A 22,391-nucleotide genomic window follows, 5' to 3' on the forward strand; every position below is an offset into this window, starting at 1 on the left:
CTGAACGGGTCCGGGGAGAGCCGGCCGGATACGGGATCGATCCGGCCGGGCAACCCGTCAGACCTCTTCGACGCTGCTCGGCTCGCGCCGGGACAGGTCGATACCGAGCTCCTCCGCCGCGCGGAAGACGTCCTCGTCGGTGTCGCGCATCTCGATGGACATGCCGTCCGAGGACAGCACCTCCACGTTGAGGCAGAGCGACTGCATTTCCTTGATGAGCACCTTGAAGGACTCAGGGATACCGGGCTCGGGGATGTTCTCGCCCTTGACGATCGCCTCGTAGACCTTCACGCGGCCGGTCACGTCGTCGGACTTGATCGTCAGCAGCTCCTGGAGGGCGTACGCGGCGCCGTATGCCTCCAGCGCCCACACCTCCATCTCACCGAAGCGCTGGCCACCGAACTGGGCCTTACCACCCAGCGGCTGCTGGGTGATCATCGAGTACGGACCGGTCGAACGCGCGTGGAGCTTGTCGTCGACCAGGTGGTGCAGCTTGAGGATGTACATGTACCCGACCGAGATCGGGTCCGGGAACGGCTCGCCGGAGCGGCCGTCGAACAGCTGCGCCTTGCCGGACGGGAGGACCATCCGCTCGCCGTCGCGGTTCGGGATCGTGTGCTGGAGCAGACCGGCCAGCTCGTCCTCACGCGCACCGTCGAAGACGGGGGTGGCGACGTTCGTGCCGGGCTCGACCTTGTCCGCGCCGATGGCCTGCAGGCGCTGCGCCCACTCGTCCGCGAGGCCGGAGACGTCCCAGCCGCGGCTGGCGAGCCAGCCGAGGTGGATCTCCAGGACCTGTCCCGGGTTCATTCGGGACGGCACACCCAGCGGGTTCAGGATGATGTCGACCGGAGTTCCGTCCTCAAGGAACGGCATGTCCTCGATCGGAAGGATCTTCGAGATGACACCCTTGTTGCCGTGGCGGCCGGCGAGCTTGTCGCCGTCCGTGATCTTGCGCTTCTGCGCCACGTAGACACGGACCAGCTGGTTCACGCCGGGCGGCAGCTCGTCGCCCTCTTCGCGGTCGAAGACGCGGACGCCGATGACCTTGCCGATCTCGCCGTGCGGCACCTTCAGGGAGGTGTCACGGACCTCGCGCGCCTTCTCACCGAAGATCGCGCGGAGCAGGCGCTCCTCCGGCGTCAGCTCGGTCTCGCCCTTGGGCGTGACCTTGCCGACGAGGATGTCGCCGGCGACGACCTCGGCACCGATACGGATGATGCCGCGCTCGTCGAGGTCGGCGAGGACCTCCTCGGAGACGTTCGGGATGTCCCGGGTGATCTCCTCCGGGCCGAGCTTGGTGTCGCGGGCGTCGACCTCGTGCTCCTCGATGTGGATCGAGGAGAGGACGTCGTCCTGCACGAGGCGCTGCGACAGGATGATCGCGTCCTCGTAGTTGTGGCCCTCCCACGGCATGAACGCCACGAGCAGGTTCTTGCCGAGGGCCATCTCGCCCTCTTCGGTCGCGGGACCGTCGGCCAGGACCTGGCCCTCGATCACGCGGGCGCCCTCGTCGACGACGACCTTCTGGTTGACGGAGGTGCCCTGGTTCGACCGGGAGAACTTGGCGATGCGGTACGTGGTGTACGTGCCGTCGTCGTTGGTGACCGTGACGTAGTCCGCGGAGACCTCCTGGACCACACCGGCCTTCTCGGCCTTGATCACGTCACCGGCGTCGACCGCGCAGCGGTACTCCATGCCGGTGCCGACGAGGGGGGCCTCGGCGGTGATCAGCGGCACGGCCTGACGCATCATGTTCGCGCCCATGAGCGCGCGGTTGGCGTCGTCGTGCTCCAGGAAGGGGATCATCGCGGTCGCGACCGACACCATCTGGCGCGGCGAGACGTCCATGTAGTCGACGTCGCCACCGGGGACGTAGTCGATCTCGCCGCCGCGGCGGCGGATCAGGACGCGGGCCTCGGCGAAGTGGAGGTCGTCCGTCAGCGGCGCGTTGGCCTGCGCGATGACGAAGCGGTCCTCCTCGTCGGCCGTGAGGTAGTCGACGTCGTCGGTGACCTGGCCGTCGACGACCTTGCGGTACGGCGTCTCGACGAAGCCGAACGCGTTGACGCGGCCGTACGAGGCGAGCGAACCGATCAGACCGATGTTCGGGCCTTCGGGCGTCTCGATGGGGCACATGCGGCCGTAGTGAGACGGGTGCACGTCACGGACCTCGAAGCCGGCCCGCTCACGGGACAGACCACCGGGACCCAGCGCCGAGAGACGACGCTTGTGCGTCAGACCCGACAGCGGGTTGTTCTGGTCCATGAACTGCGACAGCTGCGAGGTGCCGAAGAATTCCTTGATCGACGCCACGACCGGGCGGATGTTGATCAGGGTCTGCGGCGTGATCGCCTCGACGTCCTGGGTCGTCATGCGCTCGCGGACGACGCGCTCCATACGAGCCAGACCCGTGCGGACCTGGTTCTGGATGAGCTCGCCGACGTTGCGCAGACGGCGGTTGCCGAAGTGGTCGATGTCGTCGGTCTCGACGACGATCGACGTGCCGCTGTCGCCCACGGTCTCGGTCTCACCGGCGTGCAGCTTCACCAGGTACTTGATCGAGGCGATGATGTCCTCGACCGTGAGGATGCCCGCGTCGAGCGGAGCGTCCGCACCCAGCTTCTTGTTGACCTTGTAGCGGCCGACCTTCGCGAGGTCGTAGCGCTTGGGGTTGAAGTAGAGGTTCTCCAGCAGGGTCTGAGCGGCCTCACGGGTCGGCGGCTCGCCCGGACGGAGCTTGCGGTAGATGTCGAGCAGCGCGTCGTCCTGCCCCTGGGTGTGGTCCTTCTCCAGGGTGGCGCGCATGGACTCGTACTCGCCGAACTCCTCAAGGATCTGCTCGGTCGTCCAACCGAGGGCCTTGAGCAGAACGGTGACCGACTGCTTGCGCTTGCGGTCGATGCGGACACCGACCATGTCGCGCTTGTCGATCTCCATCTCCAGCCAGGCACCCCGGGACGGGATGATCTTGGCGGAGAAGATGTCCTTGTCGGACGTCTTGTCGATCGAGGAATCGAAGTAGACGCCGGGCGAACGGACCAGCTGCGACACGACGACACGCTCGGTGCCGTTGATGACGAAGGTGCCCTTGTTGGTCATGAGCGGGAAGTCGCCCATGAAGACCGTCTGGGACTTGATCTCGCCGGTCTCGTTGTTGGTGAACTCGGCGGTGACGAAGAGCGGGGCGGCGAACGTGAAGTCGCGCTCCTTGCACTCGTCGATCGAGTTCTTCGGAGGCTCGAAACGGTGGTCGCGGAACGTCAGGGACATCGACCCGGAGAAGTCCTCGATCGGGGAGATCTCCTCGAAGATCTCCTCCAGACCGGACTTGGTGGGGACGTCCTGTCCGCTTTCCAGAGCCGCCTCGACACGAGCCTTCCACGCGTCATTGCCGAGCAGCCAGTCAAAGCTCTCGGTCTGCAGCGCAAGAAGGTTCGGAACCTCGAGGGGCTCCTTGATCTTTGCAAAGGAGATGCGCAGCGGGGCGGTGCTTGCGCCGTTGTTCGTATTCGCGGTCGAGGCAGTGCGCGAGGCGGCCAAGAGGGGGTCCTTCCGAGGGCTCGGACTCACTACGCGCGTACCGGTCCCAAGCCGGACACAGGGACAGACCCTCCTGATCTGGCTGTTCGGCCAGGTCAGGGAAGATTCGGTCCACGGTGCTCAAGCATGGGCATGCCCCTGGTGACGGGCAGGAGGCAGCTAACAGGCAGCGCAAAGGGTCAGTGTAGCCAGTCGGCCCACTGATGTCCAGTGCGGGTTCTGGGAGACCCTCGTTGTTCTCAACCCCTGCTGCAAGCCACGTCCTCAACGCACATCGATACTGCCCTCTTCGCCGCCGATCCATGCCTCGGATGCGGATCGTTGTGACGACGCGTCCTGAGAATTGCGCGCTGCGTGCGGTTCGTCAAGGCCCCCTTGCCCCGACTTGGCCCTGAGAACATCACCGTCACGGGCCGTTCCGGGGCACAACGAAGATCACCATACTCGTCGCGACCGACATCGCAAGGCGACCTTCAGGGCGGTCCGGGAACGCCGAAGGGCGACCACCCACATGGGTGATCGCCCTTGGCGACCCGCGCGTTACAGCGTTTCCGCCCTACGTACGGGGAAGAGAGTCAGACGACTCGTGAGGTCACTTGACCTCGACGGAGGCGCCGGCGCCCTTGAGGGCCTCAGCGGCCTTCTCAGCGGCGTCCTTGGCGACCTTCTCGAGGACCGGCTTCGGGGTGCCGTCGACGAGGTCCTTGGCCTCCTTCAGGCCCAGCGAGGTCAGCTCACGCACGACCTTGATGACCTGGATCTTCTTGTCGCCGGCGCCGGTGAGGATGACGTCGAACTCGTCCTGCTCGGCCTCGGCCTCGGCCGGGGCGGCAGCGGCGCCACCAGCGGCGACGGCGACCGGAGCGGCAGCGGTGACGTCGAACTTCTCCTCGAAGGCCTTCACGAACTCGGAGAGCTCGATGAGGGTCATCTCTTCGAACTGCGCGAGCAGGTCGTCCTGGGACAGCTTCGCCATGATGGCGTCCTTCCACTAATTCGGCTGGTGCCGTGTGTACATGGAGGCGGGCGTACGTTGGGCCCGCTGTGACCGTCGCGCTAGGCGGCGGTCAGTGTGCGAGCCGAATTACTCGGCACCGCCCTGCTCGGCCTTCTTGGCACGAAGCGCCTCCGCGGTGCGGACGAACTTCGAGGGAAGCGCCTGGAAGAGCGCGGCAGCCTGGGACTGCTTGCCCTTCATGGCGCCCGCCAGCTTGGCGAGCAGAACCTCGCGGGACTCGAGGTCCGCGAGCTTCTTGAACTCGTCGGCGGACAGCGCCTTGCCGTCAAGGACACCGCCCTTGATGACGAGGTTCGGGTTGTCCTTGGCGAAGTCACGAAGACCCTTCGCCGACTCCACCGGGTCACCGGTGACGAAGGCAACCGCCGTCGGACCCGTGAACAGGTCGTCCAGCGTGTTGATCCCGGCCTCGTTGGCCGCGATCTTGGTCAGCGTGTTCTTCACCACGGCGTACTCGGAGTTTTCACCGAGGGAACGGCGCAGCTGCTTGAGCTGGGCCACGGTGAGACCCCGGTACTCGGTCAGCACGGCGGCGTTCGAGCTGCGGAACTTGTCCGTGAGCTCGGCTACCGCGGCAGCCTTGTCGGGCGTCGGCATAGAGCGTCGGCCTCCTTCCGGGTGATGAGGACCGCTCAGAAGGGGCCGACAAAACGAAACGCCCCGGCGCAGGCGCACGGGGCGTGAGCTCGACCGGACCGGAATCGGTCCAGGAGCACTTCCACGGTCACCTGCGCGGGTCGTCCGCCGTCTCAGCGGATCCTTCGGCCGCCGCACCCTCTTGCGAGAGCACGGCAACGACCAGCGGTCTTTGGCTTCTGTGGCAGCGTACGCGAACGGGTCCGCGTCAGGCAAATCGGGTCAGGCGCCGCTGTCAAGGCCCAGGGCGTCCGTGTCGGAGGTGTCCCCCTCGCCGAGCTTCCCGAGCTCCTTGAACATCTCCATCAGGTCGAACGTCTCACCGGCCGGCGGGGCGGTCACCTTCGCGGCGGTCCCGTAGTCGGAGAACGTCTGGGACGTCTTGACCGTGCCCTCGGGCGTCTTGATGTCGATGTCCATGCGGACCGGGTAGTCGTCCTCGTTGACCCAGACCTCGGTGTCGTAGCCCTTGATGCCCGTCTTCTCGATGTTCTTGAAGAGCTGGTCCTTCTCGCTCTTGCTGAGCACGTCGTCGAGGGCGTCGTTCGTCTCCATCATCTCCTTGACGGTGAGACGGCCCTTGTAGCGCTGGGCCTTCGCCCCGTCGACGTCGGCGGAGCCCACGTGCTTGAGGTTCGGGGACTCAAGGAGCATCGCGAGCTGCCGCGCCGGGTCCTGGTTCAGGCTGTCCAGGCTGCCGGTCATCTGCTTCATGAGCTTCTCGTCGCCGGACTGCTCGGCGATGGCGCCGAGGTCCATCTTCATCCAGCGCTTGCCGTCCATGTCCTTGGCCGCGGCGGCGCCCATGTCCATGTAGATGACGTCGTCCTGCATGAGCATCCGGATCTTCTCCGGAGCGTCGGGGTCACCCTCGGTGAGCGCGGAGCCCGACATCGTCATATCCATGACGGTGGGGTCCCAGCCCATGACGCCGGACATCTTCATCTCGCCCGCGCCGCCCATGGCCTTGCCCATCTTGCCGGGCGGCGTGGACATCGTCATCCGGACCTTGGCGGACTTGGCGGCCGTCGTCTTCTTGTAGGCCGCCGTGATGACCTCGGTGACCTGCGACGAGGACTGGATGCCCCCGGCGGCCTTGTCGCCCTTGTCCCCCTCGCCGCCCGAGCCGCCACAGGCGACGGCGCCGGTACAGAGCAGCGCGGTGGCGAACACGGCGCCCGCCACCCTCTTGCGGCCCCGGTTTCCCCGTACGACAACAGCAGTCATGACCCCACCCCTGAGAACACTCTGAACGTCTTTTGAACACATGATCGACGCGTTCACTGACTGCCGAGAGTACCCGAGGGGCGGGACGGCGAGCCGCCGGATAAAACCCCTAGGCCGCGGGCCGCTGCTTGGCCAGCAGGTCCTTGAAGCTCATGGTGTCCGAGGCCGGGGGCTTCTCGACGGAGAGCGGCGTGCCGTAGTCGCTGTAGTAGGCCGTCTGCGAGAAGGGGCCGTTCTTCGTGTCGGCCTTCTCGGTCTTCTTGACGAGGAGGTCGTCGTCGTTGACCCAGATGTCGATCGTCTCGGTGTCCATGCCCGCCTGCTGGAACTGCTTCTTCAGCTCGGACATCTGGTCCGCGTCCAGGTCCGCGTTCTTGGCGGTGAAGTCCGCGATGTCGACCTTGCCGGAGTAGTGGGTCGTCCTGGTGCCGCGGACCTCCTCCTCGCCCACGCGCTTCACGTCGCCCGAGGCCAGCAGCATCTTCACCGACTGGTTCGGCGTGGTGTTCTGCATCTGGTCCTGGAAGGCCTCGCCCGCGGCGCCGCTCATCTCGGCCAGCGTGTCGTAGTCGTACTCCAGCCAGTGCTTGCCGCCGCCGGCCTCCGCCGCGAAACGGTCGCCCATGTTCGCGTAGAAGCCGTTCTTCAGATAGCGGTAGTCGAGCTTCGTCTGGCCGAGCTGCTTCATCTGCTGGGCCTGGGAGCCGCCGGTGAACGTCACCGTCACGTTCCCCGTGATGCCGTCCGACCAGCCCATGACGCCCTTCATGTCCATGGACGTGAGCGAGCCCATGGTGGTCGAGCCGTCGACGCGGGCCGTGTCCGCCTTGTCGGTCGACTTCTCCACCGTGCGCAGGGCGGCGATGGGGCTGACCTTGATGCCGTCCTCGCCGCCGCCGTCGGCCTTGCCGGAAGAACCGCCCGAGCCGCCCGAGCCGCAGGCCGTCAGGCCCGTCAGCGCGGCGGCCACCGCGATCGAGAGACCCGTACGCCGCAACGTCGTGCTGTTCATGCAGTCCCACCCCTTGGCTCGTTCGACGACCCGCACGCTAGCGCAAGCCTCTGACACACGTATCCGTATGCCCGCACACGCGTGTGCCCGTACATCCGTGGGCCCGTGGGTCCGTGCATCCGTGTGTCCGTACGCAAACAGGACGGGCCCCGCACCTCGAAAGGTTGCGGGGCCCGTCCACAGAACGCGTGCGCGACGCGGCTGCCGTCAGGATCAGACGGCGGCCGGGTCCTCCTCGACGAGGAGGTTGCGGGTGCGGTTCGAGTCCAGCGGGATGCCGGGGCCCATCGTGGTGGCGATGGCGGCCTTCTTGATGTAGCGGCCCTTGGCGGCCGACGGCTTCAGACGGAGGATCTCCTCCAGGGCCGCGGCGTAGTTCTCCACCAGCTTGGTGTCGTCGAAGGACACCTTGCCGATGATGAAGTGCAGGTTCGAGTGCTTGTCGACGCGGAACTCGATCTTGCCGCCCTTGATGTCGTTGACAGCCTTCACGACATCGGGGGTCACGGTGCCGGTCTTCGGGTTCGGCATCAGACCACGCGGACCGAGCACGCGGCCGAGGCGGCCGACCTTGCCCATGAGGTCCGGGGTGGCGACGACGGCGTCGAAGTCCAGGCGGCCCTTCGCGACCTCGTCGATGAGCTCGTCGGCGCCGACGATGTCGGCTCCAGCGGCTTCCGCGGCCGCAGCACGGTCACCGGTCGCGAAGACCAGGACCCGGGCGGTCTTGCCGGTGCCGTGCGGGAGGTTCACGGTGCCGCGGACCATCTGGTCGGCCTTGCGCGGGTCGACACCCAGGCGCATGGCGACCTCGACGGTGCCGTCGAACTTGGTCGAGGAGGTCTCCTTGGCGAGACGGACGGCCTCGAGCGGGGCGTACAGCTTCTCCCGGTCGATCTTGGCGTCCGCAGCGCGGAGAGTCTTGCTGCGCTTCACTTCTGCTCCTGTGTTGGTTCAGGTATGGAGTCGTGGTGCGGGCCAGCGCTTGGCCCTGCCACTGAGAAAGGTCAGACCGAGAACGGCCGGACGGGGAAGGGTCTCAGCCCTCGACCGTGATGCCCATGGAACGGGCGGTGCCGGCGATGATCTTCGACGCGGCGTCCAGGTCGTTGGCGTTGAGGTCTTCCATCTTGGTCTGCGCGATCTCGCGGATCTGCGCCTCGGTGACCTTGGCGACCTTGGTCTTGTGGGGCTCGCCGGAGCCCTTCTCGACACCAGCGGCCTTCAGGATCATCTTGGCGGCCGGCGGCGTCTTGGTGATGAAGGTGAAGGAGCGGTCCTCGTAAACCGTGATCTCCACCGGGATCACCCAGCCACGCTGCGACTCGGTCGCGGCGTTGTAGGCCTTGCAGAACTCCATGATGTTGACGCCGTGCTGGCCCAGCGCGGGGCCGACCGGCGGAGCCGGGTTGGCGGCGCCGGCCTGGATCTGGAGCTTGATGAGCCCCGTGACCTTCTTCTTCTTGGGAGGCATTGCTCTCTCCGGGTCCTAGTGAGAGTTTTCAGCCAACCGTCCGGTCATCCGGATGGAGGCATACCGCACAACGATAACGGGTATGGTCGTGCAGCTAAAAACCGAGCAGGTCAGACCGGCTTTCGCAGCCCGTCTGACCTGGTCGGAGGCGTATGTTCCAGAGGTCGCGGGGACCTCGTGGATCAGTTCTTCTGGATCTGGTCGAAGCTCAGCTCGACCGGGGTCTCGCGGCCGAAGATCTCGACGAGGCCCTTGACCTTCTTCGAGTCGGCGTTGATCTCGTTGATCGTCGCCTGCAGCGTCGCGAACGGACCGTCGGTGACGGTGACCGAGTCGCCCACCTCGAAGTCGAGCACCTGGACCTCGACCTTGCGGGCCGGAGCCGGCTTGCCCTCGGCCTCGGCGGCCTCGCGGGCGGCCTTCTCCTCGGCCTCGGGGGCGAGCATCTTGACGATCTCGTCCAGGGTCAGCGGGTACGGGTCGTAGGCGTTGCCCACGAAGCCGGTGACGCCGGGGGTGTTGCGGACGACGCCCCAGGACTCGTTCGTCAGGTCCATGCGCACCAGCACGTAGCCGGGGAGCTTGTTCTGGCGGATGGTCTTGCGCTCGCCGTTCTTGATCTGGGCGACCTCTTCCTGCGGCACCTCGGCCTGGAAGATGAAGTCCTCGACGTTGAGCGAGACGGCGCGCTGCTCAAGGTTGGTCTTCACGCGGTTCTCGTAACCGGCGTACGTGTGGATGACGTACCACTCGCCGGGGAGGGTGCGGAGCTCCTCGCGCAGGGCGGCGATCGGGTCGACCGGCTCGGACTCCTCTTCGACGGTCTCCTCGTCGGCGGCGTCCTCGTCGGCGGTGTCCTCGTCGGCGGTGTCCGCCTCGGCGTCCGCGCCCGCGTCCTCGTCGGACTCGGCAGCGGCCTCCGCGTCACCCTCCAGGTGGACGGCGGCCTCTTCGGCGGCGTCGCCAGCGGCGGCGTCGGCCGCCTCGGCCTGATCCGGCTCCTCGGCGTCCGCCGCCTCGACGATGTCGAGCTCGTCCTCGACGGACTCGGCATCCTGCCCGCCGCGAGGCTCAATGGCGTCGTTCAGGTTCGGGTCAGACACGGTGGCTGCTTCTTCCTGGATACATGGGTGGAACACGCGAATAGGGGCGCCGGGAACGGCGCCCTTCGCTCTCGGCTCAGCCGAAGATGTACTTGACAGCGTGGCTGAAGCCATAGTCAATCACGGTCACGAGACCGATCATGATGACGACGAAGACAATCACCACTGTGGTGTAGGTCGTGAGCTGACTGCGAGTCGGCCAGACGACCTTGCGGAGCTCCGCGATGATCTGGCGGTAGAAGAGCGCGAGACGGCCGAAGGGGCCCTTCTTGCCGCGCTTGCCGCCCTTGCGGGCCTTCCTCTTGGACTCCGCCGCCTCGTCCTGGGCATCAGGCTTGTCGATGGAGCCCACGGCGTCCGTCACTCGTCCTCACCTGATTCCGGGTCGTGGCCGTGCCGCGCCCGGTTGAGCCGCACGGCGGTGCATTGCAGTACGTACATGCGCACACATCCTGGCGAAGGAGTGTGTAGCAGGGCCGGAGGGACTTGAACCCCCAACCGCTGGTTTTGGAGACCAGTGCTCTACCAATTGAGCTACGACCCTTTGATTTCCCCCAACCTACCGCATCCGCCCATGTGCACGGAGTGCGTCGAGAGGGTGCGGCCGGTGAGGGCCAACGAGCAGTGAGTGTACGTGGTCCGCGGCGCTCCGTCGAACAGAATCGGTGGCGATGCTCCGGGAAACCCCCGCACCGGGCCCGTTTCGGGTCTGGAACGATGGGGTCATGAGCGCTGCAACTTCTCCGACCGAGCGCCGGGTGTCCGCGCGCATCGGCGCGATCTCCGAGTCCGCGACCCTCGCCGTCGACGCCAAGGCCAAGGCCCTCAAGGCCGCCGGGCGTCCGGTGATCGGCTTCGGCGCGGGTGAGCCCGACTTCCCCACTCCTGACTACATCGTCGAGGCGGCCGTCGAGGCCTGCAGGAACCCGAAGTTCCACCGCTACACGCCGGCCGGGGGCCTCCCCGAGCTCAAGGCCGCGATCGCCGCGAAGACCCTGCGCGACTCGGGGTACGAGGTGGACCCCGCGCAGATCCTCGTCACCAACGGCGGCAAGCAGGCCATCTACGAGGCGTTCGCCGCGATCCTCGACCCGGGTGACGAGGTCATCGTCCCGGCCCCGTACTGGACGACGTACCCGGAGTCGATCCGTCTCGCCGGCGGTGTCCCGGTCCCGGTCGTCGCCGACGAGACCACCGGCTACCGCGTCTCGGTCGAGCAGCTGGAGGCCGCCCGCACCGAGCGCACCAAGATGGTGCTCTTCGTGTCGCCGTCGAACCCCACGGGTGCCGTCTACAGCGAGGCCGACGCCGAGGCGATCGGCCGCTGGGCCGTCGAGCACGGCCTGTGGGTCATGACCGACGAGATCTACGAGCACCTCGTCTACGGAGACGCGAAGTTCACCTCGCTCCCCGCGCTCCTGCCCGAGCTGCGCGACAAGTGCGTCGTGGTCAACGGCGTCGCCAAGACGTACGCGATGACCGGCTGGCGGGTCGGCTGGATCATCGGCCCGAAGGACGTCGTGAAGGCCGCGACGAACCTCCAGTCGCACGCCACGTCGAACGTCTCCAACGTCGCCCAGGCCGCCGCCCTCGCCGCGGTCTCGGGGGACCTGGAGGCCGTCGACGCGATGCGCGAGGCCTTCGACCGGCGCCGCAAGACCATCGTGCGGATGCTCAACGACATCGAGGGCGTGGTCTGCCCCGAGCCCGAGGGCGCCTTCTACGCCTACCCCTCGGTGAAGGGCCTGATCGGCAAGGAGATCCGCGGCAAGCGCCCGCGGGACTCCGTCGAGCTCGCCGCGCTGATCCTGGAGGAGGCCGAGGTCGCGGTGGTCCCCGGCGAGGCCTTCGGGACGCCGGGCTACCTGCGCCTGTCGTACGCGCTCGGTGACGAGGACCTCGTCGAGGGCGTGTCGCGCGTCCAGAAGCTGCTGGCCGAGGCGCGCGACTAGGTGTATTGACCCGCCTCGCGGGAATCGCGCTCCACGCGCGTGTGCGGGCCGTCTCTCCTGCGGAGGGGCGGCCCGCTCCTCCGTTCGGGCAAGGGCACGAAGGTGGAAGCCGCTTCCGGGACACGCCGCGCGTACGGCAAGATCCTCCAATGGAGCGTGTACGAGACGTAAGAGAGCTGCCCAAGGCCCATCTGCACCTGCACTTCACCGGATCGATGCGGCCCGCGACCCTGCTGGACCTGGCCGACAAGTACGGGGTGCGCCTCCCGGACGCGCTGACCGGCGCCGAACCGCCGAAGCTGCGGGCCACCGACGAGCGCGGCTGGTTCCGCTTCCAGCGGCTCTACGACGCCGCGCGCTCCTGCCTGCGTGAGCCGGAGGACATCCGGCGCCTGGTGCGCGAGGCCGCGGAGGAGGATCTGCGGGACGGCTCGGGGTGGCTGGAGATCCAGGTCGACCCGACCTCGTACGCGCCGCGGCTCGGCGGTCTGATCCCGGCCCTGGAGATCATCCTGGACTCGGTCGAGGACGCCTCGCGGGAGACGGGCCTCGGGATGCGCGTCCTGGTCGCCGCGAACCGCATGAAGCACCCTCTGGACGCCCGCACGCTGGCGCGGCTCGCGGTGCGGTACGCCGACCGCGGCATCGTCGGCTTCGGGCTCTCCAACGACGAACGCCGCGGCATGGCACGCGACTTCGACCGGGCCTTCGCCATCGCGCGGGAGGGCGGGCTCCTCGCGGCACCGCACGGCGGCGAGCTGACGGGACCCGCTTCGGTGCGGGACTGCCTCGACGACCTGCACGCGGCGCGGATCGGTCACGGGGTGCGGGCCGCCGAGGACCCGCGGCTCCTGAAGCGGCTCGCGGACCGCGGCGTGACGTGCGAGGTCTGCCCGGCGTCCAACGTCGCCCTCGGCGTCTACGAGAAGCCCGAGGACGTGCCGCTGCGGACCCTCTTCGACGCCGGGGTGCCGATGGCGCTGGGCGCGGACGACCCGCTGCTCTTCGGTTCGCGGCTCGCCGCCCAGTACGAGATCGCGCGCGAGCACCACGGCTTCGACGACGCCGAGCTCGCCGAGCTGGCCCGGCAGTCGGTCCGCGGCTCGGCCGCGCCCGCGGACGTGCGGGAGCGGCTGCTGGCCGGGATCGACGCGTGGCTCAGCGGCTGATGCCGGCGAGGAGGGTGCGCGCGAGGGCCGCGGCGAACTCCTCGGCGGACTGCGGCGGACGCTTGCCGAGCACGGCGTCGTAGGCGAAGGCGCGCTGCGCGCAGGCGCCGAGGAGCAGTGAGGCGGCCGCGAAGGTGTCGGCGCCGGGGGCGATGCGGCCGGCGTCGCGCTCGGCGCGGAGGTAGCCGTCCAGGGCCTCGATGGGGACGTGGGGTCCCTTGCCCATCTTCTGGAGCGCGTCCTCATGGCGGCGCTTGAGCTTGGTCTCGGCGTACAGGGACGCGGCGATGGGGAAGCTCTCGGCGTAGAAACCGGTGGCCAGGCGGGCGATCTCGGTGAGGTTCTCCTCCACGGTGCGCTCCCCCGGCTCCTCGGTGAGGCGCTGCAGCAGCGGGCCGAGCCCGGGCAGCCGCTCCTGGAGGACGCTCACGAAGAGCTCCTCCTTGTTCGCGAAATGCTTGTAGAGCGCGGCCTCGGAGCAGCCGGCTGCCCTGGCGATCTCCTTGGTGGTGGCGCGGGAGAGGCCGAGAGTCAGCATCAGGTCGTGTGCGGCGTCCAGGATGCGGGCCCGGGTGGGCTTCTGCTGCATGTGTCGTCCAACCAGACTTGACGAGTGAGTGAGTGCTTACCCACCCTAGGGGTGAGTGAATACTTACCCACCCGGTATTCACCCCACACGTACCCACTCGGGGAGGACGAGCCATGAAGCTCACGGTGTTCGGTGCGACCGGCGGTGTCGGCGGAGAGATCGTCAGGCAGGCCCTCACGGCGGGGCACCGGGTCACGGCCGTGGTGCGCGACCCCGCCCGGCTCACGGCCGAGGGAGCGGGTTTGGAGGTGTTCCCGGCCGACCTCGCGGACCCCGAGGCGCTCCGTGCGGCGGTGGCGGGGCGGGACGCGGTCCTGTCCGGGCTGGGCGCGCGCGGGCGCGCGGACGCCGGGGTCGCCACCAGGCTCACGCGGTCCGTCCTGCGGGCGATGGACGCCGAGGCGGTGCGCAGGATTCTCGTGGTCAGCGCCGCCCCCGTCGGCCCGCCCGCGGTCCGGCAGCCGCTCGCCGACCGGGCGATGCTCACGCTGGTCGGCGCGGTCTTCAAGGGCGTCTACGACGATCTGCGGGCCATGGAGGCCGAGCTGGCCCGCAGCGCCGCGGACTGGACGACGGTCCGGCCGCCGAGGCTCCAGGACAAGCCCGTGACGGGCACCTACCGCAAGGTCGTCGGCGGCACCCCGCGCCAGGGGCGCTTCATCGGCCGGGCCGATGTCGCGCACGCCATGCTGGCGATGGTGGGCGACCCGGCGACGGTGAAGCAGGGGGTCGGGGTGGCGTACTGAGCCCGGTACCGGGCCCGGTCGCCCGCCCTACAGGCTGACGCCCACCGTCACGGGCTCGTTGACCAGCGTGATCCCGAAGGCGTCCCGGACCCCGGCGACGACCTCGCGGGCCAGCGCCAGGAGGTCCTCGGTGGTCGCTCCGCCGCGGTTGGTGAGGGCCAGGGTGTGCTTGGTGGAGATGCGCGCCCGGCCCTCTCCGTAGCCCTTGGTGAAGCCCGCCTTGTCGATGAGCCAGGCGGCGGAGGTCTTCACGCGCCCGTCGCCGGCCGGGAAGCCGGGCGGCGTGACGTCCGGGCCGAGGCGGTCCGCCACGCGCGCGTGGAACGCGGCGAACTGCTCCTCGGTGAGGATCGGGTTGGTGAAGAACGACCCGGCCGACCAGCTGTCGTGGTCCTCGGGGTCGAGCACCATGCCCTTGCCCGCCCGCAGCTTCAGGACGGTCTCCCTCGCCGCCGCCGCGGGCACCCGGTCGCCCGCCTCCACGCCGAGCGCGCGTGCCGTCTCCGGGTACTTGAGGGGGGCGCTCATCCCGCCCGCGTCCTCAAGCTCGAAGCGGACCCGCAGGACCACGTAACGGTCGGCTTCGGCCTTGAAGCGGCTGTGCCGGTACGAGAAGTCGCACTCGGCGTTCGGAATCACGACCGTCTCATGGGCCTTCCGGTCGTAAGCGATCACTTCGGTGATCGTCGACGAGACCTCCTGGCCGTACGCCCCCACGTTCTGGATCGGCGTCGCGCCGGCGGAGCCGGGGATTCCGGCCAGGCACTCGATGCCCGCGAGACCGGCGTCCACGGTGCGCTCGACCGCGTCCGTCCAGACTTCGCCCGCGGCCAGCTCAAGCCTCGTGCCGTCGAGTTCGAAGCCCTTGGTGGCGATGCGCAGGGCGGTGCCGTCGAAGCCCTTGTCACCGATGACCAGGTTCGAGCCACCGCCGATGAGCAGCAGCGGGGTTCCGGATGCGTCGGCTTCACGGACGGCTTCGACCACTTCGGCGTCGGTCGTCGCGGTGATCAGGCGGGTCGCGGGGCCGCCGAGACGGAAGGTCGTCAGCGGGGCGAGCGGGGCGTCATGGAGTTCCTGCACGTGCTCAAGAGTACGAGATCGCGTAAGGGGCGCTCTCTATGGAGAACGCCCCTTACCCGCAGCTGCGCGGAGGACCGTGACCGCCGCTGGGCCCCGGCCGTCAGGCCAGCTGCACGACCGCCCGCGACATGCCGAGGACCTTCAGACCCGCGCTCCGCGCGAGGAGGTCGACCCGGACGCGGTTGCCGTCCAGCTTCTCCGCGACCTTGGCGCTGACCTCGATGGTGGCGCCCTGGTCGTCGTTGGGGACGATGACGGGCTTGGTGAAGCGCACGCCGTACTCGACGATCGCCCCGGGGTCGCCCACCCAGTCGGTCACCACACGGATCGCCTCGGCCATGGTGAACATGCCGTGCGCGATGACGTCGGGGAGACCGACCTCGACCGCGAACTTCTCGTTCCAGTGGATCGGGTTGAAGTCCCCTGACGCCCCCGCGTACCGCACGAGTGTGGCGCGCGTCACGGGGAAGCTCTGCGGCGGCAGCTCGGTGCCGACCTCGACGTCACCGTAGGAAATCTTCGCCGTCATCGCCTCAGGCCCCCTCTTCCGCGGGCTCCGCCGCGCGCGCGACGAGCTTGGTCCAGGCGGTCATCACATGCTCGCCGGCCTCGTCGTGGACCTCGCCGCGAATGTCGATGATCTCGTTGCCCGCGAGCGTCTTGATGTTCTCGATGGTCGACGTGACCGAAAGCCTGTCGCCCGCGCGCACCGGGCGGGTATAGGCGAACTTCTGGTCGCCATGCACCACCCGGCTGTAATCGAGCCCGAGCTGCGGGTCCTCGATTACCTGGCCCGCGGCCTTGAAAGTGATCGCGAACACAAAAGTCGGCGGAGCGATCACATCGGGGTGACCGAGCGCCTCGGCGGCCTTCGCGTCGGTGTACGCGGGATTGGCGTCGCCCACCGCCTCGGCGAACTCGCGGATCTTCTCCCGGCCGACCTCATAAGGATCGGTGGGCGGATAGGACCGCCCCACGAAGGACTGGTCGAGCGCCATGGACTCGGTACCTCCTGTGGTTGGTTGAGTGAACGACACGAGGCCGCCCCCACAATCGGGGACGGCCTCGGGTGCGAGCCTGTGTTTAGCGCGTTTCGCGGTGCGCAGTGTGCGCGTTGCAGCGCGGGCAGTGCTTCTTCATCTCAAGACGGTCCGGGTTGTTACGCCGGTTCTTCTTGGTGATGTAGTTCCGCTCCTTGCACTCCACGCAGGCCAGCGTGATCTTCGGGCGGACGTCGGTGGCAGCCACGTGAGTGCTCCTTGACGGACGGATGGACGGATGAACGCATACAAGAGTAGCCGATCGAAGGACCGACCCCACAATCGGCTACCAGCAGTAGCGGTGACCGGACTTGAACCGGTGACACAGCGATTATGAGCCGCTTGCTCTACCGACTGAGCTACACCGCTGCGATGCCGGATCCCCTCGCCCGAAAGCGAGGATCACTCGACATCAGAGCCCCAATGCGGAATCGAACCGCAGACCTTCTCCTTACCATGGAGACGCTCTACCGACTGAGCTATTGGGGCGAGCGATGAAGACATTACACGGTCGGCCGCCGATCGCCCAAATCCGATTCCCGGCGGCTCTCCGCCGCCATCCGGGGAGTCGGCTCAGGAGCCCCTGAACGCCTCATCCGTACCGTCGCACCACACCGGTACGACTATTGCGCTCCTCCTCGAAGCGGACCTGCCGCCGTCCTAGGCTCGGCACACGCTGCGTGATCTTGACGCCCCCGCATCCACAGCAGCCACCCGAATCCACAGCAGCCGCCACGACCCCAGGAGTGCGATGCCCGACAGCCAGCCGCAGCAGCCCCACTCCTCCGGCTCCCCTGGCCCGTTCGGCCCGGACCCGGCGGCCGACTCCGGCTCCCTGCTGCTCTGCGGTGCCCGGCTCACCGACGGACGCACGGTGGACGTCCGGCTCGGTGGCGGGCACATCGAGGCGGTCGGCACGGCCGGCAGCCTGACCGCGCACGGCACGCGCGTGGACCTCGGCGGCTACCTCCTGCTGCCGGCCGCCGCCGAGCCGCACGCGCACGGCGACACGGCGCTCTCCGCCGAGGTGCCGGGCCCCGTCTCGTACGACGTGCCCGACGTGCAGCGCCGCGCCACCGAGGCCGCCCTGCTGCAGCTCGGGCACGGCGCGACCGCCCTGCGGTCCCATGTGCGCATCGGCGACGTCCAGGGGCTCGGCCCGATGGAGGCCGTGCTCCAGGCGCGGCGTTCCCTGCGGGGCCTCGTCGACCTGGCGGCGGTCGCGGTGCCGCGGCTGCTGACCGGCGTCGCGGGGGCCGACGGGCTCGCGATGCTGCGGGACGCGGTGAAGATGGGCGCCTCCGTAGTGGGCGGTTGTCCGGATCTCGACCCCGATCCGACCGGGTACGCGGAGGCGGTCCTCGAACTCGCCGCCGAGCACGGCTGCCCCGTCGACCTCCACACGGACGGCGCCGACCCCGCCCGCCTCGGCCGGCTGGCCGCCATGGCGGGCGGCCTGCGTGCCGGCGTCACGGTGGGCCCCTGCGGCGGGCTCGGCCGGCTGCCGAGGGACGTGGCGTCCCGCACCGCCGAGCAGCTCGCCGCGGCCGGTGTGACGGTGGTCTGCCTGCCGCAGGGCGGATGCGCGAACTCCGAACGGCACGGCGAGGCCCCCGTGCGGCTGCTGCGCGCGGCGGGGGTGCGGGTCGCCGCGGGCAGCGGGGCCATGCGTGACGCGTCGAACACCGTGGGCCGAGGGGACCCGCTGGAGGCCGCCTACCTGCTGGCCTCGCGGTACGGACTGCGCCCCGAGGACGCCTACGACGCGGTGAGCGGGGCGGCGCGGGCGGCCATGGGCCTGCCGGAGGTGCGGGTCGAGGCGGGCTTCCCCGCCGAACTGCTCGCGGTGCGGGGGGCCCGCCTGGCGGGGGCGCTCTCGCTCGCGTACAGCCGTGTCGTGGTGCACCGGGGGCGCGTGGTGGCGCGGACCAGCGCGGTACGGGAGTACTGCGACTCGGCGGCGGCCGTGGCCCTGGACCTGCCGCGCCAGGGGCGCGCCCAGGGGACGGGGAACGAGCCGGGACGGTCCAGGGGTGGCGAGACGTCCTGAGCGGCTTCCGCGGGGCGGGGACGCGCGGGCCGGGGCGGGCGTGCACGGCGATCCCGGCCACGCTGCCGTACGGTCGGAAGCATGCGCATTGTCATCGCTGGAGGACACGGTCAGATCGCGCTGCGGCTTGAGCGGCTGCTCGCCGCGCGCGGTGACGAGGTCGCCGGGCTGATCCGCGACGCCGGGCAGGGGGACGACCTCCGCGCGGCCGGCGCCGAACCGGTCCTGTGCGACCTGGAGTCGGCCTCGGTCGACGAGGTCGCGGACCGGCTGCGCGGGGCCGACGCGGCCGTCTTCGCGGCGGGCGCGGGTCCGGGCAGCGGCGCCGACCGCAAGGACACCGTGGACCGCGGGGCGGCCGTGCTCTTCGCGGACGCGGCGGAACGCGCGGGCGTGCGGCGGTACATCGTCGTGTCGTCCATGGGCGCCGACCCGGAGCACCGGGGCGACGAGGTCTTCGACGCCTACCTGAGGGCCAAGGGCGAGGCGGACGCCAACGTACGCGCGCGTGCGGGCCTCGACTGGACGATCCTGCGTCCCGGGATGCTGACGGACGACGCGGGCACGGGCCTCGTGCGCCTGGAGGCCTTGACGGGCCGTGGGCCCGTCCCGCGGGACGACGTCGCCGCGGTGCTGGCGGAACTCCTGGAGACGTCGGCGACGGCGGGCCTGACGCTGGAGCTGGTGAGCGGCTCGGTGCCGGTGTCGGTGGCGGTCAAGTCGATCGCGGGCAACTGAGGCACCGCATCGGGCCCTCCCGCCGCGGGTCGGATGCCAGGAGGCGCCTGGGGGCCCTGGGGGTGCCTGAAGGCGCCCGAGGCCGTGTGGAGGCGCCCTGAGCGCCCTGGGGCCGTTCAGAAGAGCGGAAGCTGCCCCGGAGTCTCGGGGACCGCGTAGCCGTCGAGAGCGGGCTGCGCGGCACCCAGCGGCGCCTGCCTGCGGGAGCCCGGGCAGGAGACCAGCTCGCCCGAGGCACGCGGCCCCGGCGGGTCGTGACGGGCGAACCGTCCCCCGACGACGGCGATCTCACGGCGGCACTCCGGGCAGCTTCTGCGACGGGACGACATGCTGACCATTCTGCGCCCGCCGCACACGAAGAAACCCCCTCCGCCCTGCGTTTCCGCAGTTCGGAGGGGGTTTACCTTCATGTGGCGGCGCCAGGATTCGAACCTGGGAAGGCTGAGCCGGCAGATTTACAGTCTGCTCCCTTTGGCCGCTCGGGCACACCGCCGGGTTTGCTGCCTCACTCCGCTCGCGCGGCGCTCCGTGGCAACGACGTAAACGATACCTGATGCACAGGGGTGCTTCGCCACCTGATTGATCAGCGCTCCTCGCGGGGGCTGTGGCTAGGCTTTGCGGATGCGGCCGGCGTCAGGCGGGCCGTGTATCCGCTGAGTACGCAGACCCCGATACAAGGAGCCACAGGACATGGCCGACTCCAGTTTCGACATCGTCTCGAAGGTCGAGCGGCAGGAGGTCGACAACGCCCTCAACCAGGCCGCCAAGGAGATCTCGCAGCGCTACGACTTCAAGGGCACCGGCGCCTCGATCTCGTGGTCCGGGGAGAAGATCCTGATGGAGGCGAGCGGCGAGGAGCGGGTCAAGGCGATCCTCGATGTCTTCGAGTCCAAGCTGGTCAAGCGCGGCATCTCGCTGAAGGCGCTCGACGCCGGCGAGCCGCAGCTCTCCGGCAAGGAGTACAAGATCTTCGCCTCGATCGAGGAGGGCATCTCCCAGGAGAACGCGAAGAAGGTCGCCAAGATCATCCGTGATGAGGGCCCGAAGGGCGTCAAGGCGCAGGTCCAGGGCGACGAGCTGCGGGTCAGCTCCAAGAGCCGTGACGACCTGCAGGCCGTACAGGCGCTCCTCAAGGGGCAGGACTTCGACTTCGCCCTGCAGTTCGTGAACTACCGGTAAGCACGGCCGCGCGAGGCCGTCGTACGACGACCAGGGCGGGCACCCGGTCCGGGTGCCCGCCCTTGCTGCTGGCCGCAGTCGGGGAAATCGCCGCTCAGCGGCGCGAGTGGCCGAAGAGGATGCGGTAGCCGACCAGCAGGACGAGCGAGCCGCCGATGGCCGCCGCCCACGTGGCGCCGTCGTAGAAGTGCGCGTCGATCGGGCGGTCGAGGTAGCGGGCGGAGAGCCAGCCGCCGATGAAGGCGCCCGCGATGCCGATGACGGTCGTGCCGATGAAGCCGCCCGGGTCCCGTCCGGGCAACAGCAGTTTGGCGGCGGCGCCCGCGAGCAGTCCCAGAACGATCCAACTGACGATGCCCATACGGAGCCCTGCCTTTCCCGCGCGATGAGCTTTTGTGCGCTGTTGTCCTGTAGGACGCGCGTACGGACGAACGCGGTTGCGGTAGGGCATGAGGTGCGCGACACACGGCCGGGCACGGCACACGGCCACGCATGGCACACGGCTCCGGCTGCCGCGGCGCGCTTCGGCTTCCGGCGGGCTCTAGTGGCGCGCGGCGAACGGCTGGTCCGTGCGGACGATCTCGCGGCCGAGCGGCAGCAGGGACACCGGTATCAGCTTGAAGTTGGCGATGCCCAGGGGGATGCCGATGATCGTGACGCACAGGAGCACGCCCGTGACGATGTGGCCGATCGCGAGCCACCAGCCCGCGAGGACCAGCCACAGGACGTTGCCCACGCAGGAGGGCGCGCCCGCGTCGCGGCGCTCGACCGCCGTGTAGCCGAAGGGCCACAGGGCATAGCGGCCGATGCGGAAGCTCGCCAGGCCGAAGGGGATGCCGATGACCGTGATGCAGAGCAGCGCCCCCGCGAGGAGGTAGGCGAGGAACATCCAGAAGCCGCACAGGACGAGCCATATGACGTTCAGAATTGTCTTCACTGGTGACGACCTGCCATCTGCTCGAGTCGGGCGATGCGCTCCGCCATGGGCGGATGTGTCGAGAACATCTTGGACATGCCCTGCCCCGGGCGGAAGGGGTTGGCGATCATCATGTGGCTCGCCGTCTCAAGACGCGGCTCCGGCGGCAGCGGCAGTTGCTTCGTCCCCGCGTCGAGTTTGCGCAGGGCACTGGCGAGAGCCAGCGGATCGCCGGTCAGCTGCGCGCCGGAGGCGTCGGCCTCGTACTCCCTGGAGCGGCTGATCGCGAGCTGGATGACGGAGGCCGCCATCGGTCCGAGCAGCATGATCAGGAGCATGCCGAAGATGCCGGGTCCTTCGTTGTCGTTCGAGCGGCCGACCGGGATCAGCCAGGCGAAGTTGACCAGGAACATGATCACGGAGGCGAGGGCGCCGGCGACCGAGGAGATCAGGATGTCGCGGTTGTAGACATGGCTGAGCTCGTGGCCGATGACGCCGCGCAGCTCGCGCTCGTCCAGGAGCCGCAGGATGCCGTCCGTGCAGCACACGGCGGCGTTGCGCGGGTTGCGGCCGGTCGCGAAGGCGTTCGGGGCCTCCGTGGGGGAGATGTACAGGCGGGGCATGGGCTGACGGGCCTGGGTGGAGAGCTCGCGGACCATGCGGTAGAGCCCGGGGGCCTCGAATTCGCTGACCGGGCGGGCCCGCATCGCGCGCAGGGCCAGCTTGTCGCTGTTCCAGTAGGCGTACGCATTGGTGCCGAGCGCCACGAAGAGCGCGACGATCAGTCCCGTACGCCCGAAGAAACTGCCGATGACGAGGATGAGCGCGGACAGTCCCCCGAGGAGTACGGCGGTCTTCAACCCGTTGTGCCGGCGGTGCACGGTACGCCCTCCTGGTGGTGCGTGGGGGAACCCTC

General features: G+C 69.0%; 23 protein-coding genes, 4 tRNA genes and 1 pseudogene. 6 read left to right on the top strand and 22 right to left on the bottom strand.

Annotated features, from left to right (window positions below):
• Window positions 1-57: 57 nt before the first annotated feature.
• The 10 genes from rpoB to AB0I16_RS05580 form a co-directional block, all read right to left on the bottom strand.
• Window positions 58-3,543, bottom strand: a complete 3,486-nt coding sequence (gene rpoB, locus AB0I16_RS05535; protein WP_363248004.1) for a DNA-directed RNA polymerase subunit beta — start codon at window positions 3,541-3,543, stop codon at window positions 58-60.
• A 592-nt stretch (window positions 3,544-4,135) separates the two neighbouring features.
• Window positions 4,136-4,519 (bottom strand): 50S ribosomal protein L7/L12, encoded by a 384-nt coding sequence (rplL, locus tag AB0I16_RS05540; RefSeq protein ID WP_363248005.1) that lies wholly within the window; start codon window positions 4,517-4,519, stop codon window positions 4,136-4,138.
• Window positions 4,520-4,627: 108 nt separating this feature from the next.
• Window positions 4,628-5,158, bottom strand: coding sequence for a 50S ribosomal protein L10 (gene rplJ, locus AB0I16_RS05545; RefSeq protein ID WP_150216777.1), 531 nt, complete (start codon window positions 5,156-5,158; stop codon window positions 4,628-4,630).
• Between the two features lie 261 nt (window positions 5,159-5,419).
• On the bottom strand, window positions 5,420-6,424 hold the full coding sequence (locus AB0I16_RS05550; protein ID WP_363248007.1) for a hypothetical protein: 1,005 nt from the start codon (window positions 6,422-6,424) through the stop codon (window positions 5,420-5,422).
• Between the two features lie 109 nt (window positions 6,425-6,533).
• On the bottom strand, window positions 6,534-7,436 hold the full coding sequence (locus AB0I16_RS05555; protein WP_363248008.1) for a hypothetical protein: 903 nt from the start codon (window positions 7,434-7,436) through the stop codon (window positions 6,534-6,536).
• Between the two features lie 213 nt (window positions 7,437-7,649).
• Entirely contained in the window at window positions 7,650-8,372 is a 723-nt protein-coding gene (rplA, locus tag AB0I16_RS05560) for a 50S ribosomal protein L1 (protein ID WP_055547823.1), read from the bottom strand.
• A gap of 103 nt (window positions 8,373-8,475) precedes the next feature.
• Window positions 8,476-8,910: a 50S ribosomal protein L11 gene (gene rplK / locus AB0I16_RS05565; protein ID WP_030782612.1), complete on the bottom strand. Its 435-nt coding sequence runs from the start codon at window positions 8,908-8,910 to the stop codon at window positions 8,476-8,478.
• A 182-nt stretch (window positions 8,911-9,092) separates the two neighbouring features.
• Complete coding sequence (gene nusG, locus AB0I16_RS05570; protein WP_363248009.1) at window positions 9,093-10,013, bottom strand: transcription termination/antitermination protein NusG; 921 nt, start codon at window positions 10,011-10,013, stop codon at window positions 9,093-9,095.
• A gap of 76 nt (window positions 10,014-10,089) precedes the next feature.
• On the bottom strand, window positions 10,090-10,377 hold the full coding sequence (secE, locus tag AB0I16_RS05575; RefSeq protein WP_062780300.1) for a preprotein translocase subunit SecE: 288 nt from the start codon (window positions 10,375-10,377) through the stop codon (window positions 10,090-10,092).
• Window positions 10,378-10,484: 107 nt separating this feature from the next.
• Window positions 10,485-10,557, bottom strand: a tRNA-Trp gene (locus AB0I16_RS05580).
• Between the two features lie 181 nt (window positions 10,558-10,738).
• Between AB0I16_RS05580 and AB0I16_RS05585 the strand changes: the two genes are divergently transcribed.
• Window positions 10,739-11,965 carry a pyridoxal phosphate-dependent aminotransferase gene (locus AB0I16_RS05585; protein WP_363248010.1) on the top strand — a complete coding sequence of 409 codons (1,227 nt, stop codon included), beginning with the start codon at window positions 10,739-10,741 and terminating at the stop codon, window positions 11,963-11,965.
• A 149-nt stretch (window positions 11,966-12,114) separates the two neighbouring features.
• On the top strand, window positions 12,115-13,134 hold the full coding sequence (locus AB0I16_RS05590; protein ID WP_363248011.1) for an adenosine deaminase: 1,020 nt from the start codon (window positions 12,115-12,117) through the stop codon (window positions 13,132-13,134).
• Here the strand turns inward: AB0I16_RS05590 and AB0I16_RS05595 are convergent.
• Window positions 13,124-13,723, bottom strand: coding sequence for a TetR/AcrR family transcriptional regulator (locus AB0I16_RS05595; RefSeq protein ID WP_363248012.1), 600 nt, complete (start codon window positions 13,721-13,723; stop codon window positions 13,124-13,126). The two genes, AB0I16_RS05590 and AB0I16_RS05595, sit on opposite strands and share 11 nt — an antisense overlap.
• A gap of 113 nt (window positions 13,724-13,836) precedes the next feature.
• Between AB0I16_RS05595 and AB0I16_RS05600 the strand changes: the two genes are divergently transcribed.
• Complete coding sequence (locus AB0I16_RS05600; RefSeq protein WP_363248013.1) at window positions 13,837-14,469, top strand: NAD(P)H-binding protein; 633 nt, start codon at window positions 13,837-13,839, stop codon at window positions 14,467-14,469.
• A 27-nt stretch (window positions 14,470-14,496) separates the two neighbouring features.
• On the opposite strand, the pseudogene AB0I16_RS05605 reads toward AB0I16_RS05600, so the two are convergent.
• The 6 genes and pseudogenes from AB0I16_RS05605 to AB0I16_RS05630 form a co-directional block, all read right to left on the bottom strand.
• Window positions 14,497-15,570, bottom strand: a pseudogene (locus AB0I16_RS05605) (UDP-N-acetylmuramate dehydrogenase); the annotation flags it as partial.
• Window positions 15,571-15,652: 82 nt separating this feature from the next.
• Window positions 15,653-16,081 carry a MaoC family dehydratase gene (locus AB0I16_RS05610; RefSeq protein ID WP_062780294.1) on the bottom strand — a complete coding sequence of 143 codons (429 nt, stop codon included), beginning with the start codon at window positions 16,079-16,081 and terminating at the stop codon, window positions 15,653-15,655.
• Between the two features lie 4 nt (window positions 16,082-16,085).
• A complete protein-coding gene (locus AB0I16_RS05615) occupies window positions 16,086-16,550 on the bottom strand; it encodes a MaoC family dehydratase N-terminal domain-containing protein (protein ID WP_062780293.1) in 465 nt (154 codons plus the stop codon).
• A gap of 85 nt (window positions 16,551-16,635) precedes the next feature.
• Window positions 16,636-16,800, bottom strand: a complete 165-nt coding sequence (gene rpmG, locus AB0I16_RS05620) for a 50S ribosomal protein L33 (RefSeq protein WP_003948671.1) — start codon at window positions 16,798-16,800, stop codon at window positions 16,636-16,638.
• Window positions 16,801-16,888: 88 nt separating this feature from the next.
• Window positions 16,889-16,961: transfer RNA gene (locus tag AB0I16_RS05625), tRNA-Met, on the bottom strand.
• Window positions 16,962-17,008: 47 nt separating this feature from the next.
• Window positions 17,009-17,081: transfer RNA gene (locus AB0I16_RS05630), tRNA-Thr, on the bottom strand.
• A 262-nt stretch (window positions 17,082-17,343) separates the two neighbouring features.
• Here AB0I16_RS05630 and AB0I16_RS05635 point away from each other — a divergent pair.
• Both AB0I16_RS05635 and AB0I16_RS05640 read left to right on the top strand, forming a co-directional pair.
• Entirely contained in the window at window positions 17,344-18,642 is a 1,299-nt protein-coding gene (locus AB0I16_RS05635) for an amidohydrolase family protein (RefSeq protein ID WP_363248014.1), read from the top strand.
• Window positions 18,643-18,723: 81 nt separating this feature from the next.
• Window positions 18,724-19,380 (top strand): SDR family oxidoreductase, encoded by a 657-nt coding sequence (locus tag AB0I16_RS05640; RefSeq protein WP_363248015.1) that lies wholly within the window; start codon window positions 18,724-18,726, stop codon window positions 19,378-19,380.
• A gap of 116 nt (window positions 19,381-19,496) precedes the next feature.
• Here AB0I16_RS05640 and AB0I16_RS05645 read toward each other — a convergent pair whose 3' ends face one another.
• Window positions 19,497-19,709, bottom strand: coding sequence for a hypothetical protein (locus AB0I16_RS05645; RefSeq protein ID WP_363248016.1), 213 nt, complete (start codon window positions 19,707-19,709; stop codon window positions 19,497-19,499).
• 82 nt (window positions 19,710-19,791) lie between these two features.
• Window positions 19,792-19,873: transfer RNA gene (locus tag AB0I16_RS05650), tRNA-Tyr, on the bottom strand.
• A 197-nt stretch (window positions 19,874-20,070) separates the two neighbouring features.
• Here AB0I16_RS05650 and AB0I16_RS05655 point away from each other — a divergent pair.
• Window positions 20,071-20,559, top strand: coding sequence for a YajQ family cyclic di-GMP-binding protein (locus AB0I16_RS05655; protein ID WP_363248017.1), 489 nt, complete (start codon window positions 20,071-20,073; stop codon window positions 20,557-20,559).
• Window positions 20,560-20,653: 94 nt separating this feature from the next.
• Here AB0I16_RS05655 and AB0I16_RS05660 read toward each other — a convergent pair whose 3' ends face one another.
• The 3 genes from AB0I16_RS05660 to htpX form a co-directional block, all read right to left on the bottom strand.
• Window positions 20,654-20,920, bottom strand: a complete 267-nt coding sequence (locus AB0I16_RS05660; protein WP_363248018.1) for a GlsB/YeaQ/YmgE family stress response membrane protein — start codon at window positions 20,918-20,920, stop codon at window positions 20,654-20,656.
• Window positions 20,921-21,100: 180 nt separating this feature from the next.
• Entirely contained in the window at window positions 21,101-21,496 is a 396-nt protein-coding gene (locus AB0I16_RS05665) for a YccF domain-containing protein (protein WP_363248019.1), read from the bottom strand.
• Window positions 21,493-22,356 carry a zinc metalloprotease HtpX gene (gene htpX, locus AB0I16_RS05670; RefSeq protein WP_363248020.1) on the bottom strand — a complete coding sequence of 288 codons (864 nt, stop codon included), beginning with the start codon at window positions 22,354-22,356 and terminating at the stop codon, window positions 21,493-21,495. The genes AB0I16_RS05665 and htpX overlap by 4 nt, the downstream gene beginning before the upstream one ends.
• Window positions 22,357-22,391: the final 35 nt, after the last annotated feature.

The organism is Streptomyces sp. NPDC050703, assembly GCF_040654435.1.
GTDB lineage: Bacteria > Actinomycetota > Actinomycetes > Streptomycetales > Streptomycetaceae > Streptomyces.

Coding starts and splice junctions, on each gene's coding strand:
- AB0I16_RS05550 (WP_363248007.1), bottom strand. CDS start 6,424: ATGACTGCTGTTGTCGTACGGGGAAACCGGGGCCGCAAGAGGGTGGCG.
- AB0I16_RS05635 (WP_363248014.1), top strand. CDS start 17,344: ATGCCCGACAGCCAGCCGCAGCAGCCCCACTCCTCCGGCTCCCCTGGC.
- AB0I16_RS05610 (WP_062780294.1), bottom strand. CDS start 16,081: ATGACGGCGAAGATTTCCTACGGTGACGTCGAGGTCGGCACCGAGCTG.
- AB0I16_RS05640 (WP_363248015.1), top strand. CDS start 18,724: ATGCGCATTGTCATCGCTGGAGGACACGGTCAGATCGCGCTGCGGCTT.
- AB0I16_RS05615 (WP_062780293.1), bottom strand. CDS start 16,550: ATGGCGCTCGACCAGTCCTTCGTGGGGCGGTCCTATCCGCCCACCGAT.
- AB0I16_RS05600 (WP_363248013.1), top strand. CDS start 13,837: ATGAAGCTCACGGTGTTCGGTGCGACCGGCGGTGTCGGCGGAGAGATC.
- rplK (WP_030782612.1), bottom strand. CDS start 8,910: ATGCCTCCCAAGAAGAAGAAGGTCACGGGGCTCATCAAGCTCCAGATC.
- AB0I16_RS05645 (WP_363248016.1), bottom strand. CDS start 19,709: ATGTCGTCCCGTCGCAGAAGCTGCCCGGAGTGCCGCCGTGAGATCGCC.
- AB0I16_RS05655 (WP_363248017.1), top strand. CDS start 20,071: ATGGCCGACTCCAGTTTCGACATCGTCTCGAAGGTCGAGCGGCAGGAG.
- AB0I16_RS05585 (WP_363248010.1), top strand. CDS start 10,739: ATGAGCGCTGCAACTTCTCCGACCGAGCGCCGGGTGTCCGCGCGCATC.
- rplJ (WP_150216777.1), bottom strand. CDS start 5,158: ATGCCGACGCCCGACAAGGCTGCCGCGGTAGCCGAGCTCACGGACAAG.
- AB0I16_RS05590 (WP_363248011.1), top strand. CDS start 12,115: ATGGAGCGTGTACGAGACGTAAGAGAGCTGCCCAAGGCCCATCTGCAC.
- rplL (WP_363248005.1), bottom strand. CDS start 4,519: ATGGCGAAGCTGTCCCAGGACGACCTGCTCGCGCAGTTCGAAGAGATG.
- AB0I16_RS05660 (WP_363248018.1), bottom strand. CDS start 20,920: ATGGGCATCGTCAGTTGGATCGTTCTGGGACTGCTCGCGGGCGCCGCC.
- AB0I16_RS05555 (WP_363248008.1), bottom strand. CDS start 7,436: ATGAACAGCACGACGTTGCGGCGTACGGGTCTCTCGATCGCGGTGGCC.
- AB0I16_RS05595 (WP_363248012.1), bottom strand. CDS start 13,723: ATGCAGCAGAAGCCCACCCGGGCCCGCATCCTGGACGCCGCACACGAC.